The 13091-nt window shown below is 60.3% G+C and carries 11 protein-coding genes and 1 pseudogene; 4 read left to right on the top strand and 8 right to left on the bottom strand.

Going from position 1 to position 13091, the window contains the following annotated elements; translation table 11 throughout:
* Positions 1–9: 9 nt before the first annotated feature.
* The gene (locus tag DM813_RS11765) at positions 10–627 is read right to left on the bottom strand and encodes a hypothetical protein (RefSeq protein WP_128323566.1); all 618 of its coding nucleotides are present in this window, start codon (positions 625–627) and stop codon (positions 10–12) included.
* 169 nt (positions 628–796) lie between these two features.
* On the opposite strand from DM813_RS11765, the gene DM813_RS11770 reads away from it, so the two are divergent.
* The 3 genes and pseudogenes from DM813_RS11770 to DM813_RS11780 all read left to right on the top strand — a co-directional run bounded on the left by DM813_RS11770 (position 797) and on the right by DM813_RS11780 (position 2885).
* Complete coding sequence (locus DM813_RS11770) at positions 797–1525, top strand: tellurite resistance TerB family protein (RefSeq protein ID WP_128323567.1); 729 nt, start codon at positions 797–799, stop codon at positions 1523–1525.
* Positions 1526–1693: 168 nt separating this feature from the next.
* Positions 1694–1879: pseudogene (locus DM813_RS11775) on the top strand (MFS transporter); the annotation flags it as partial.
* A gap of 67 nt (positions 1880–1946) precedes the next feature.
* Entirely contained in the window at positions 1947–2885 is a 939-nt protein-coding gene (locus DM813_RS11780; RefSeq protein WP_197875016.1) for a cyclase family protein, read from the top strand.
* A 69-nt stretch (positions 2886–2954) separates the two neighbouring features.
* Here the strand turns inward: DM813_RS11780 and DM813_RS11785 are convergent, their stop codons facing one another.
* A complete protein-coding gene (locus DM813_RS11785; RefSeq protein WP_128323569.1) occupies positions 2955–3791 on the bottom strand; it encodes an SDR family NAD(P)-dependent oxidoreductase in 837 nt (278 codons plus the stop codon).
* Positions 3792–4063: 272 nt separating this feature from the next.
* Between DM813_RS11785 and DM813_RS11790 the strand changes: the two genes are divergently transcribed.
* Positions 4064–5326, top strand: a complete 1263-nt coding sequence (locus DM813_RS11790) for a serine hydrolase domain-containing protein (RefSeq protein WP_241653165.1) — start codon at positions 4064–4066, stop codon at positions 5324–5326.
* Between the two features lie 71 nt (positions 5327–5397).
* Here the strand turns inward: DM813_RS11790 and DM813_RS11795 are convergent, their stop codons facing one another.
* From DM813_RS11795 to DM813_RS11820, 6 genes are all read right to left on the bottom strand, one after another.
* The gene (locus tag DM813_RS11795; RefSeq protein ID WP_128323570.1) at positions 5398–7809 is read right to left on the bottom strand and encodes a TonB-dependent siderophore receptor; all 2412 of its coding nucleotides are present in this window, start codon (positions 7807–7809) and stop codon (positions 5398–5400) included.
* A 120-nt stretch (positions 7810–7929) separates the two neighbouring features.
* On the bottom strand, positions 7930–8916 hold the full coding sequence (locus DM813_RS11800) for a FecR domain-containing protein (RefSeq protein ID WP_128323571.1): 987 nt from the start codon (positions 8914–8916) through the stop codon (positions 7930–7932).
* Positions 8903–9418, bottom strand: coding sequence for a sigma-70 family RNA polymerase sigma factor (locus tag DM813_RS11805; RefSeq protein ID WP_128323572.1), 516 nt, complete (start codon positions 9416–9418; stop codon positions 8903–8905). The genes DM813_RS11800 and DM813_RS11805 overlap by 14 nt, the downstream gene beginning before the upstream one ends.
* 299 nt (positions 9419–9717) lie before the next feature.
* Positions 9718–10647, bottom strand: a complete 930-nt coding sequence (locus tag DM813_RS11810) for a malate dehydrogenase (protein ID WP_128323573.1) — start codon at positions 10645–10647, stop codon at positions 9718–9720.
* Positions 10648–10796: 149 nt separating this feature from the next.
* Positions 10797–11339 carry an adenylate kinase gene (locus DM813_RS11815; protein ID WP_128323750.1) on the bottom strand — a complete coding sequence of 181 codons (543 nt, stop codon included), beginning with the start codon at positions 11337–11339 and terminating at the stop codon, positions 10797–10799.
* A gap of 122 nt (positions 11340–11461) precedes the next feature.
* On the bottom strand, positions 11462–12931 hold the full coding sequence (locus tag DM813_RS11820) for a DUF1254 domain-containing protein (protein WP_241653166.1): 1470 nt from the start codon (positions 12929–12931) through the stop codon (positions 11462–11464).
* Positions 12932–13091: the final 160 nt, after the last annotated feature.

Genomic DNA, 13091 nt, shown 5'->3' on the forward strand with positions numbered 1-13091 from the left:
GCATGCTGTCTACCGTGCTTTTTTCGTCGGCTCCGACATCGGCGTCGAGGACTCACCCGCGATTCGCCTGACCAGCGCCGCATGACCGCTGGCGTCGTCGCTACGGGAGATGACCTGGATGACGGCCATGCGATCGCCGGAGCCTGCGATAAAGGTGCTGTTCAAGGTTTTGCCGCCACCCAGGGTTGCTGTGCTGTCGACCTGTCGCACACCCAGGCCATTGCGGCTAAGGCGCAATTCGCCGGTTTGGCGAAAGTCCGGTAGCCCGGCGCTCTGGCGGTCGACGAAGCCAGTGACGGCGCCGTCGAGGAAGGCATCGTCGTTGTCACCCGGGCGCGACGCTTCGGGGAGCGGTTTCTCGATCACCATGACCACGCGCTTTTCCTGCGCATTGGCATACAGGGTGCCCACAGCGTCGGCGCCTTCGCTGCTCTGTTCATCGGCGCTCAACGGGCTGGCCTCGAAGCCTGCCGGCAGCTTGAAGCTGAACTTGCCGCCGAGCACTGCGACCTGAACTTCAGGTTTCGGCTTGGTGGCGGGTTTGCTGGCGGCATGCAGATTCGACAGCCCCAACAGGCCGACAACGGCCAGGGTCAGCGTCAGGGTTCTTTTGTTGAAAATCGACATACAGCCTCTCAGTGGGCATCGGACAGGGGGCACAGGGTGGATATGCTCACACAAACCTGACCTGCGCAGTAAGCCCCGGGTTTCCCGTCGGCCAGACGGTCATGGCAGATCGCCTTGAGGGGGCTATCGTTGCTTGTCTGGGCAACGACTACCGACCGAGGGAGGCGCCATGAACACCAGTGATCTACTCGAACAATTACTTCGGGCCGGGCAAGGCTCGCAAGCGCAACAAGGGAGCGGCGGCATGTCATCGCAAGACGGCCTGGGCGGTTTGGGCGGTTTGCTCGGCGGGCTGCTGGGCGGCGGCGGTGCAGCGGGTGGCAGTGGTGGCCTGGGTGGTTTACTGGGCGGCCTGTTGGGTGGCGGTGGTGGTGGCGCCAGCGCTGGCGGCTATACCCAGGGGCGCTCCGGGGGTGGCACCAACTACGCCGCCCTGGCGTCGTTGGGCATGATGGCGTTCCAGGCCTATCAAAGCTGGCAGCGCAGCCAGGCGGCAGCCCCGCAACAGGCAGTACGTACAGTCGATCAATTGTCCGGCCCCGAGGCCGAGGATCACAGCCACGCCATCTTGCGCGCGCTGATTGCGGCAGCCAAGGCTGACGGGCGCATCGACAAGCAGGAAGAACAGTTGATCTACGCTGAAATCAAACGTCAAACCGACGACCCGCAGCTGCAGCAATGGCTGGATGAGGAGGTCAGCAAGCCCCTCGATGCGGCCGAGGTGGCGCAGTCGGCCCAGGACCCGGCCATGGCCGCGGAAATGTACCTGGCCAGCGTGATGCTGGTGGATGACCAGCAGGACGCCGAGCGGGCTTACCTTGACGAACTGGCCGGCGCACTGCAAATCGACCCGACATTGCAACTGCACCTGGAACAGCAGGCCAAGGGCACTGCCTGACCAGGCCAAGATGCCTGCGCGCTTCATCACCTGAAGCCCGCGCAGGCAGGGCCCCCGCAAATTGCCATTCTTGACCTCAACGCAAATAAGTTTGGCTATTTCAAGGCTTAATCTGCATGTGTAAGCCCCGCACACTGCGAACCATTGCTTACCCCACTGGATCGCATCATGCCCCTTGCACCCCTCGCCCTTACCTTGGCGGCCTTCGCCATCGGTACTACTGAATTCGTTGTCGTCGGCCTCATCCCGACCATCGCTGCAGACCTGAGTGTTTCACTACCTTCCGCGGGCTTACTGGTCAGTCTTTATGCACTTGGCGTAGCCCGCCGGTTGACTGGCCGGCTGGATCGGCGCGCACCCACGGCCCAGCCCGTTCAAGCCTGAGCACGTTATTTGTTCGTTGTAATACTGGAGATACATGATGAAATCCTTTTCAACGCTCGCCCTGGCGGCCCTGCTACCGCTTACCATGCAGGCTGCCAGCGCAGCTGACTGGTACCCGTCTGCCTATGGTCCGAACGATGAGATCGGCGCTGCCAATCTGTTGACCCCGGATGTGGTGAAACAGGCGGTCGCTCTGGTCAAGACGGGCAAGACATACCCCTTGGCTGTGCCCGTGGACAAGAGTCTTCCAGCATACCGCCATCGCAGTTTCCGCTTGTACAACGTGCAGGTCGGGCAGCAGGCCGGCAAGTCGCTGGGGCCGAACAAGTTCACCTTCAACGATGAACTGGTGAATGCCTGGACCGGTGTTGGCACCCAACTCAACGGGATTGGCCATATCGGCATCGACAACGTGTATTACAACGGCAACAAGGCGGCCGACTTTGTGACGGTCGATGGCGTCACCAAGCTCGGCGTAGAGAAAGTGCCGCCGATGGTGACCCGTGGCGTTGTGCTGGACATGACCGCCTACTACAACCAGGCCATCGTGCCCGGTGGCACCGAGTTCAGCGTGGCCGACATCCAGGCGGTGTTGAAAAAGCAAGGCATCACCCTGCGCAAGGGCGATGTGGTGCTGTTCAACACCGGCTGGCTGGAATTGATCGGTAAGGACAACAAGCAGTTTCTGGACGTGGAACCCGGTATCGGCATGGAAGCAGCGCAGTGGCTGGCCGATCAGGGCATCGTCGCCTTCGGCGGTGACACCTGGGCTTCCGAGGTTTATCCGAGCCCGCAAGGCAAGGACGAATTCCCGGTCAACCAGTACATGCTGGCCAAGCGCGGTATCTACAACCTCGAGCTGATCGACAGCCGTGCATTGGTGCACGACAAGGTTTGGGAGTTCCTGTTCGTGCTCGGCCAGCCGCTGTATGTTGGCTCCACTCAAGTAAACATCAATCCGGTTGCCATTCACTGATCGCGCTACCAGCGGGATCCCTGCCCGCTGCGAGCGCTCTCGCAACGGGCCTGGCTCACCTTGAAAGGCTCACTGACGTCGAGGCGTTGGCAGATGCCCGCCGTCAACATAGATATTCTGCCCGGTGATCCACTCGCCTTGATCACTGCACAGGAACGTGACCAGGTGCGCGATATCGTCGCCCGTACCTGCGCGCCCCAGCGAGATGTAGGCCGCCACCATGTCATCCCATACCTTACCCCGCGGTACGTCGTCCAGGCGGCTCGTCTCGACGATCCCGGGGGCAACGACGTTGACCCGGATTTTTTTTGGCCCCAGTTCCCGCGCCATGATGGTCGTCAGCCCGTTGATGGCGACTTTCGTGGTAGCGTAGGCGCTGGTATCGGGGGCCAGCAGTTGCGCCGCCAGCGACGAAATATTGATGATTGCGCCCCCCTCCCCCTGTTCCCCCATGCGCCTGGCAAACGCCCGGGACATGTAAAACGTACCGTTCAGGTTGGTGTTCATCACCCGTTGCCAGGTTTCGATCGACATCTGCGTTGCCGGCACGCGATCACCGCCGCGCGTTGCGCCTGCGTTGTTCACCAGAAAGTCCACTCGACCGAATTCGGCTACCACCCGCTCCAGTAACGCCTCCACCGCCTCCGGGCTGCTGACATCGGACACCACCGGCAAGGCGCGCCGACCGAGTTGGCGAACTTCGTCGGCCACCGATTCGATATCCCGCCAGTTCACCGCGCGTTCATCCTCCGGATACTGCTCCGCAGGCCGCCCCGTGCCGGTCAACACGATGTCACACCCCGCCTTGGCCAATGCCAGCGCAATCGGTCGGCCGATGCTGCGCATTCGGCCTGCACCGGTAACGACCGCGACCTTGCCCTCAAAACCGGTCAATATGTACGACATATCACTTCCTCTCCATTGAACAGGAATCGTGCTCGCCCGTCAGGCGAGTCGCCGCAGCAAGAAGATTCTTTATCCCGCAAGAGAACATCGTCCGACAGGACTAAGGGACGATTCATTTTCATCCGCGGTCCTAATCCAAACGGCCGTGTTTTGAGCATGTGACCACGGGTTACCATGGTGACGATCAATCAAAAGGGAGTTGAGCTATGAAGCCTGGTCGGATGCAACGCGCTGTTCCTTTGCCCCTAGTTTTTGCAGTGCTGGCAATCCTGATGCCGAGCGCCGCATTCAGTAGCTCACCTCCCCCCGATGCACTGGAAAGCGACCCGGTAAAAATGGGCTGGATGATCGGTTCGCCACCACCACCGGAGCGCATGATTCGCTTCGAGGACGGCAGTTATTTTCAGTTTCCGCAGATGCGCTGGAGTGTCGCGCACTTCAGGGAGTTGATGCCGACAACCAACGTCTCGCGTGGCCTTGGCGCACCCAGCACACTGGCGCGTGCGCTGCAGCCGGGTATCGATAAGGTGAGCTTTGTTCCAACGGGCAGTGAGCGCCCGATGACCTGGGGTGATTCGCTGCTGGTGAACTACACCGATGGTATCGTCGTGCTGCACAAAGGCCGCGTGGTGTATGAACGCTTTTTCGGCGCGCTGAAACCGGATGGCCAGCATGCAGCGATGTCGGTGACCAAGACGTTTGTCGGCACGCTGGCGGCGATGATGGTGGCCGAAGGCACGCTCGACCCTGAACGCAAGGTAGTTGAATACGTACCCGAGCTGGGCAAGTCGGCGTTTGGCAGTGCGACGGTACGCCAGCTGATGGACATGACCACAGGCATACGCTTCAGCGAGAACTATGCCGACCCGAAGGCTGACGTCTGGGCACATGCCGCCGCCGGCAACCCGCTGCCAAAGCCGCAAGACTACACCGGGCCGCGTTCATACCATGAGTACCTGCAAACCGTGCAGCCAGAAGGGGCTCACGGCGAGGCGTTTCATTACCGCACGGTCAATACCGACGCACTGGGTTGGGTGTTGGCGAGGGTGAGTGGTAAAAACGTTGCACAACTGCTTTCCGAGCGTATCTGGAGCAAACTCGGGGCGGAGCAGGACGCTTATATGACAGTCGACTCCACCGGTACGCCGTTTGCTGGCGGCGGCCTTAATGCCGGGCTGCGTGACCTGGCCCGGTTTGGAGAAATGATCCGCAACGATGGGCGCTATAACGGCCAGCAAATCCTGCCAAAAGCGGCCATCGACGACATTCGTCGCGGTGCCAGCAAAGAGGACTTTGCCAAAGCGGGCTACCCGCAGCTGGCTGGCTGGAGCTACCACGCCATGTGGTGGCACACCCATAACGAGCACGGTGCCTTCATGGCCCGGGGTGTCTTTGGCCAGTCGCTGTATGTTGATCCCAAGGCCGAAGTGGTGATCGCGCGATTCGCCAGCCACCCGACTGCCGCCAACGCGGCTAACGATGCGACAACTTTGCCCGCCTACGATGCTGTCGCCAGGTACTTGATGAGCCGGTAAGCCTGGACTGCATGTGCCGAGGGTTGGTGTTGCCCGCCGCAGCGGGCGCCACATCTAAATGAAATGAAGGCTTACCAGCTGTAACTCACCTTGGCGGTAATTTCGCGCCCCGGGTTGTAATAGTTTGCCGTGCCGGAACCGACCACGTGTTGCTCATCGAGCAGATTGCTGACGTTTACCGCCAGGTCGGTGCCCTTGGCAATCTGGTAGTTGAAGGCGGCGTCGAACAACGTCGTGCCATCGCTTTTATCGGTGTTGGCGGCATTCAAATAATAGGCACCGACGTAGCGTGCGCCCAGGCCAACGCTCACGTCGGTGCCGGGCACATCGTAGTAACTCCACAGCGAAGCGGAGTGCTTCGGCGCCGTGGTGAACTCATTACCCTTGAGGGAGCTGCCGTCGTACAACGAACCACGCAGCACTTCGGACTCCATGTAGGAGTAGCCACCAATCAGGCTGAGGTTCTGCGTGACTTGCGCTTTGGCCTCCAGGTCGAGGCCGCGCACCCGCGACTCGCCCACCGTCTGCTGCTCAATGATGCCGCTCGGCAGAACCACGGCGATGGTGACGTTTTCCTGGGTCAGGTCATAAACGGCTGCAGAGAACAGCGCGTCCATTCCCATAGGCGAATACTTCACGCCCACTTCGTACTGCCTGCCTGTCTGCGGAGTTACGCCCACCTGGGGCGGCGAGACGGATTCCACCATGCTCACGTAGGTGGAAACCTCATCGTTGACGATATAGGTCAACGCACCGCGGTAGGAGGTTTCGGAAAAGCTGTCGTTATCATCAAACTGCACCGGGCTGGAGTACAGGTTGTAACCCTTGCTGGACAGCTCCATCGAGTCGTTGCGCATGCCAGCGGTGACGATGAAACGCTCGTAGAACGACAGGTTCTGCTGGAGAAATACAGCCTTGGTCGTTGCGTCGTTCTTTTTCGCGGTATACGGCGTGAATGCGCTTGAAACCCCGGTGAACACCGGGTTGGCAATGTCGATTGGCGACGCCAGGTCATACACCGAGCTTTCTTTGGTCGACGAATCGAGATACTCCACGCCCACCAAGGTGCTGCTGTCGATGTGCTCGAAGCGGGCATCGTACTGCAGCATCAGGTTGCCGTTGAACTGGTTGGCGTCGCTGTCCGTGCCCAGCAGGTAGCGTGGAATCGTGGTGCCGACGCGTGAGGCGTTATCGCTCAGGTAAACGTAGCCATAGTCATCGCTCAACTCGCTGTAACGCAGGTTGCTGCGTAACACGAAGCCGTTGTCGAAGTCGTGGGTGACGTTACCGCTGATACTGGTGCGCTCGACATCGTGAAAGTTGTAGCTCGGCTCACCGAAAAAGTCGCTGCGGTCGTATTCCTTGTCCAGCGGGTAACCACCGCTGTTGGGCGAGCTTTCGGTTTTCAGGTAGTCCAGCACCATCGTCGCCGACGTGTAATCGGTTGGCGCCCAGGTCAGCCCTCCCATAAACAGCTGGTTGTCGTCCTGCGAGTGGTCGTATTCGCGATCGCTGTTCTGCCCTTTGGCAGTAAAGCGGCCGGCCACGGTTTTTTCTTCATTAAGCGCATCGCCGACATCGATGCCGGTCTCGACATGGTTGAAGGAACCGTAGGTCACATAGCCCTGGCCAAACTGCTCGAAGCGCGGCTGTTTGGTTACGAAGTTCACCGAACCACCTGGGTCCGCCGGGCCAAACAGTGTGGAGTTGGCGCCACGCAGAATCTCGATGCGCTCATAGGCGAACGGGTCTTCGCGGACGCCGCGCATCGAACTCAGGGTCAAGCCGTCGCGGTAGGTGGTGGCCTGGAAGCCGCGGATCTGGAAATAGTCGTTGCGATCGTCCGTACCATAAAAGTCGCTGACCACACCCGGGGTGTATTGCAGCGCCTCTTCCGTGGTACTGACACTGCGTTGTTCCATTTCCTTGCGGGTAACAACCGACACGGATGCCGGTGTGTTGAGAATGCTGGTCGCCACTTTGCCGCCAACCCAGAGTTCTTTGGCGACGACCGAGTTGGTGTCGTCGTCGGCATTGACCTTGACCTTGGCATTGATGATAAGCGGCGCCAGGCGGTAGTCCTCGACGTCGGTGGCGTCCAGTTCAAGCGGGCCGGCGGGTTTTTGTTGCGGTATTAGCAGGTACGCATTCGGGCCTTGCTGCTCGCTTTGCAACTCGCTGCCCTGCAACAACGCTGACAGTGCTGCCGAGGTTTCGAACGTGCCATTGACACCCTGCGTCGTGCGGTTGGCTACGCTCGATGCATCGAAGGAAAGACTGATGCCGGCTTCGCGCGCAAAACGGTCGAGCGCCGGCGCCAGTGGTCCGGCAGTGATGTTCCATTGCCGGAGCTGGTTACTCTGGTCAGCGCTCGCAGATTGCGCCAGCGACGGCAGTGCGTAGCTGCTGACGATCAACCCCAAGAGCGCACCGCGTAAGGCACGATTCAAAGGATGGCGCTGTGAAACCGGGGACGAACTCATTTTCTCGCTCCGTGTAAGGGGTTCGGCAGGGAGGCCTGTCTGTGGGCTTTCCTTACAGGTCGAACGAGAATGAGAAATCACCTCATTATTTTTTCAGGTAGGCACAAGGTGCACGAGAACTCAGCTGGTGGCGCTCAATGTCACCCAAAAACGGGTTCGATAATCAACGCGCAAGTGCAGTGACTGCGCGACCAATGCCAGCACCTGATCGTTGTCGGCGAGCTGAAAGGTGCCGGAAACGCGACGACCAGCAACCGCTTCGGCGCATCGCAACACACCCGGGCGATAGCGCGACAACTCCACAATGAAATCACCCAGGCGCATATTGCGCGCGCTGATCACCCCGTCACTCCAACTCCATAGGTCAAGGCCGTTATCCCGGAACTCACGGGCACCGCTTGATGTGAACAGCAGCTGATCACTGGCCTGGACGCTGCTGCTGCCATCGGCAAGGGTTTGACCGGATCCTGGAAACACGGTAACTGCCCCCCCTTGAACCGCGAGCAAGGTGCCGTCGTCACGCTCGCGCGCCAGGAAGCGGGGACTCTGGGCGCGCATGACCCCGTCGCGTGTCTGTACCCAGAAGGGTCGGGGTTGCGCCCGGTTTTCATCCGTGCCGACATTCACGATGATTTCACCGCGCCGCAGAATGATCAGGCGTCGTTGTGCGTCGAAATCGCTGTCGACAGCGCTGTCGCTATTGAGCTGGACAAGGCTGCCATCATCGAGCTGGAAGCTGCGTTGCTCGCCGGTGCTGCTGCTCTGCTGTGCAAGCATGGCCGGCAGCGGTGTGTAATCGCGGCCGAGCCACGCTGCTCCGCCAACAGTGGCCAACAGGCCCAGTAGTTTCAGGCTTTCCCGTCGACGCATGCCATGGTTTGTGCCGTTGAGGGTGTGCCGGGCCAATTGCGCTGGAATGCCGGCGAACTCATCCCCGAGTGCTTCCAGACGCTGCCACGCCAGCACATGCTCCGGGCGCTGCTGCAACCAGTGCTCGAACGTGCGCCGGGTTTGCTCATCGGCCTGATTGAAGCGCAGGCAGACCTGCCAGTGAATGGCCTGGTCGACAACGGCCGGATCCAGCGCCTGAGGCTCAACCTTCGACATAACGCAAGCGATAGCAGTGCTGCAGGGCCTTGGCCAGGTCGCGTTCCACCGTCGCGCGGGAAACACCCAGCTTTTCGGCAATTTGCGGGCAGGTCAAACCGTCGAGCTGAGCCAATAGAAATGCCTGGCGAACTCGCGGTTTGAGCATATCGAGCATGCGATCTATACGTTCGAGCGCATCCAGAATCAGCAGCCGGCTTTCTTCCGAGGGCACCTCTTGTTGAGGCAGTAACGAGACGCTCTCCAGGTAGGCACGTTCGAGTTCGCGACGACGGTACTGATCGATCATCAGACCACGGGCGATGCTGCTCAGGTAGGCACGCGGTTCGCGCAACGGGCTGGACTGACGGGATTTGAGCAGACGTACGAAGGTGTCCTGGGCCAGATCTGCCGCGTTTTCACGGCACCCGATACGTCGGCTCAACCAACCGTGTAACCAGGAGTGGTGGGTGCGATAGAGCAGCCCTAGATCTGCAATACCTAGTGTATCGTCGCTGCGCATCGGCATCCCGGTGAGTACATGATTGATAATTAATCGCATTCTACTCAGACGATAAGCCTCAAGCAATGAATCTGACCTTTGTTCTATCTCCGTGGGTCTCTTCAGCAGGCTTAATTCGACACGCGCCAATTTCCGAAATTCATCGCGGGTAAACCCGCTCCTACAGGTGCTGCAGGGATTTTGAGGACAGTGATGTACCTGTAGGAGCTGGCGTAGCCTGCGATGGGCTGCGTAGCAGCCCCGAGGGCGGACAACGATGCTTTATGGCGAGCTACCCGTAACGCCCCATAGTGCCGCGCTCACAACGCTTTCATCTCAGCAATATCCCGCGCCACCTGGTCGGCAGAACGATCAAACATCGCCTGTTCCTGCGCATCCAGCGGCATCTCGATCACCCGCGCAAGCCCCTCCGCTGCCAGCACGCAGGGAACACCCATGGCAATGTCGGTGCGCCCGTACTCCCCTTCGAGAATCGCCACCGTCGGCAAAATGCTGTTTCGCCCATTGGCGATGGCATCGACCATCTGCGCAATCGCCACGCCCGGCGCATCGCAGGCGCTGCCGACCTTCTTCAAGCCAAGAATCTCGCCGCCACCCTGACGTGTGCGCTGCACAATCCGCTCTATCTGCTCATCGGACAGGAAGTGCGACAGCGGTACCGAACCGACCGCACAGTAGCGCATCAGCGGCACCATGCTGTCGCCATGCCCGCCCAGCACCAGCGCGGTGATATCCCGTGCAGAGAACCCGGTCTCTTCGGCGATGAAGCACTTCATGCGCGCGGTATCCAGCACCCCCGCCTGCCCGAACACCTTGTTGCGCCCCAGCCCACTGAGGCTCCAGGCCCGATAGGTCAGCACGTCGACCGGGTTCGACACCACCAGCACCGTCGCCGCCGGCGCATGGCGCTTGATATCGCCCATGATGCCGTCGAGAATCGGCAGGTTGATACTCAGCACATCCTGACGCGACTGGCCCGGCTTGCGCGGCACACCCGCAGTGATCACCACCAGGTCGGAGTCCTGCAGCAGTTCGGCTTTGGCGCCGCCGTACACCCGGGTATCCGAACCGGACTCGACCGCCGCCTGCCAGACATCCAGCGCCTTGCCCTGCGCCAACTCGCCCTGCACATCAATGAGCATCAACTCACGACAGAACTCGTCGCGAGCGATGACCTGAGCCGCCGCTTCACCCACTATTCCGGCACCTACAATGGATAGCTTGTTCACCTGACACCTCCCCGCGGCCCGCGTCATCAGCTACACGCCCGCGTATAGAGAGAAGTATTGCCCGCATACGCTAAAAGGCCACTCAAGGCGACCTGCTGCAGTGTTGCGTGCTTTTTGCCAATGCCAGGCGCCGGGCCGTACAGCGTTGGCTACTGCGCCGCGTGCGACAACGCCTGGATGACTGCCTCAACCATCTCTTCAGCACGGCCTGCCCCGTCAATCTGCGAGACCGGAGACGTTTGCCCCGCCAACCAGCGCTCGTGCCACGCCCGATTGCGGCCTGAAAAGTCCGGATTGTCATACTGCGAAGCCCATTCCCTGAAGGCCATGTGTATTTCATGCATGTCACCCCCGGGGGCAATACGATCGCCAAAGCGCGCTTTTTCACGCGCGGCCAGCCGTTCCAGGCGAACGACTGTCGGCGTCACAACGAACACGGTCAGATCGACCTGAGCCAGTAGCGCATCGCCCCAGACCATACACGAGCCGGTCAGCACCCAATGGTCGCCACCGAGGGCTTGCTGGATCAATGGCACGCGCTCACTGACAGGCCGCTTGGTGGTGAAGGGAGGATTGGTAGGCATCCAGAAATAATCATCGACGTCGGCATGCCGTACGCCAAGCTGCGTGGCCAGGTTCTGGCCCAAGGTGGTCACGCCCGCGCACGACGCGCCTGTAATGTAGATCCGCACTGCTTCCTCCATGAATGCAAGCCGGTTAAGGGGGCGGGAAGATACCCTGTTTCCCGGCTGTTCTCACCGTTATCTGCGCACGCGGGGCCACGGCAGGTCGTTCCGTTAATCGCACTCCGTACTCAAGGGTTGACCCGCTCGAAGTCGGGCAGTTTGAAGGTCTTGCTGTTGAACGCTTCGGTGGGGCCATAGAAGCGCATTGCCGGCAGCGGGCGCTTGCCCGAGGTGGGAATCCAGTTGGCTTCCTCGCCTAGCGGGGCCTGCGGCCCGACATAGATCGTCACGCCGCCATCGGCATTCTTCTTCATCTTGTCGACATCGAACGACGACAGCGTGGTGCGGTTGCTGTCGCTGTAGATAAACGAGAAGGTTGCGCGGTCATACACCGTCAGCGCCCAGAACTGCTTGACCGGCATATCCTTGGGCACTTCAATTTTGTAGAGCTGGCCGGCTTCCAGCGGTTTTCCGTCCTTGTCGGCCATCGCCATCTGGTACGAAGTCGCCGGCGAGGCACTGAGTACCTTGGGCATGTAAGTGCACCAGAAGTATTCCGCTGCGCGCTCGATCAGGTCGATGCGATCGTTGTAGACAAACTTGAACTCGCTGTTGGCGTCTGTCTGCAACAGCGAGACGTAGTGCCGGTCCGGCCAATACACGCGCTTGGCCATCTCCGTGTCGAACCATTGCTGGAGATAGAACCAGGCATCGATCGCGGCCTGGTGCATGGCCCGCTTAGCCGTGTCGTCGGGTGCGAAGGGCTTGCCTTTCACGATGCCCAGAGACGACAACATGCCCATCATGACTTTGTCTTGTTCGCGCACCGGCTCAACGCTCATGATCGCGTGCATGTCTTCAAAGTGACGTTCGTCGTAGAACGGCAGCGTCGGGTAGCGTTCATGTGCAGGGTCGATGAACGTCTGCCGGGGTGGCGACTTGGCTTCAGACAGGTAGTACATGCGCAGCCGTTTGGCGTAGGCGTAGGCATCCTTGGCGGTCTTGCCCGCTGGCGGCACCGAGCGGAAGGCCAGGGCGATGCGGTAGTTCGGCGAGCTGACGTGGATATAACCCTTGGGGACTTCACCCTTGTAGTCAGGTGCCGTGAACAGGTACTTGCCACCTTTGCCTTTGTCGAGTCCGGCCGGGCCGACGTCTGCGATAGTGAGCTGCCAGGCATCCACCACCTGGCCGTAAAGACTGCCATCAGCACCCGCAGCAGGAATCTCCAGGACTACCGGGCCTTTGCGCAGATCCGTGTAGGCGGCGATATAAGGCGTGGTGCTGTTAGCGGTAATGGCTTCGAGTTGCGGGGTGGCCGTTGCCGAATAGGCAATGATGTCGTTGTCCTTGTAGCCGAGATCCTTCTCGGCGGCACGGCGGAACGAGTAAATGGCGATTGCCGGCATGTTCCAGAGGATGGCTTCGAAGGCACGCTGGTATTTGATCTGGTAGTCGAAGTCCTTGACCGACGGCGCCGAGCCCTGTGGCGGTTGCCCACCCAGCGGCTCGGTTGCCGCCTGCGCGGTGGCCATGACACAGGTGGCGATCGCGCAGGCCAGCAGACAAGGCAACAGGCGGGTGGTCATACGAGTCATCAATCCCTCTACGGCTCTCATTGGAAACTCCTGGAGGACAAGCAAAAAATTCAGAAGACCGAGCACCTGGCCACTCGTTTGTCGGCGGCAGGCGTATAAGTGAGCACTACAGTGAATTTGCAGGCAGTGTAGTTGAGGTTTTCAGGAGGGCAGTGAACGC

It is taken from the genome of Pseudomonas alkylphenolica (assembly GCF_004025535.1).
GTDB classification, from domain to species: Bacteria; Pseudomonadota; Gammaproteobacteria; order Pseudomonadales; family Pseudomonadaceae; genus Aquipseudomonas; species Aquipseudomonas alkylphenolica_A.

What these genes read in the sequence shown, in the direction of transcription:
- DM813_RS11765 (WP_128323566.1), bottom strand. Translation starts at nt 627, where the DNA reads ATGTCGATTTTCAACAAAAGAACCCTGACGCTGACCCTGGCCGTTGTC.
- DM813_RS11770 (WP_128323567.1), top strand. Translation starts at nt 797, where the DNA reads ATGAACACCAGTGATCTACTCGAACAATTACTTCGGGCCGGGCAAGGC.
- DM813_RS11780 (WP_197875016.1), top strand. Translation starts at nt 1,947, where the DNA reads ATGAAATCCTTTTCAACGCTCGCCCTGGCGGCCCTGCTACCGCTTACC.
- DM813_RS11785 (WP_128323569.1), bottom strand. Translation starts at nt 3,791, where the DNA reads ATGTCGTACATATTGACCGGTTTTGAGGGCAAGGTCGCGGTCGTTACC.
- DM813_RS11790 (WP_241653165.1), top strand. Translation starts at nt 4,064, where the DNA reads ATGCCGAGCGCCGCATTCAGTAGCTCACCTCCCCCCGATGCACTGGAA.
- DM813_RS11795 (WP_128323570.1), bottom strand. Translation starts at nt 7,809, where the DNA reads ATGAGTTCGTCCCCGGTTTCACAGCGCCATCCTTTGAATCGTGCCTTA.
- DM813_RS11800 (WP_128323571.1), bottom strand. Translation starts at nt 8,916, where the DNA reads ATGTCGAAGGTTGAGCCTCAGGCGCTGGATCCGGCCGTTGTCGACCAG.
- DM813_RS11805 (WP_128323572.1), bottom strand. Translation starts at nt 9,418, where the DNA reads ATGCGCAGCGACGATACACTAGGTATTGCAGATCTAGGGCTGCTCTAT.
- DM813_RS11820 (WP_241653166.1), bottom strand. Translation starts at nt 12,931, where the DNA reads ATGACTCGTATGACCACCCGCCTGTTGCCTTGTCTGCTGGCCTGCGCG.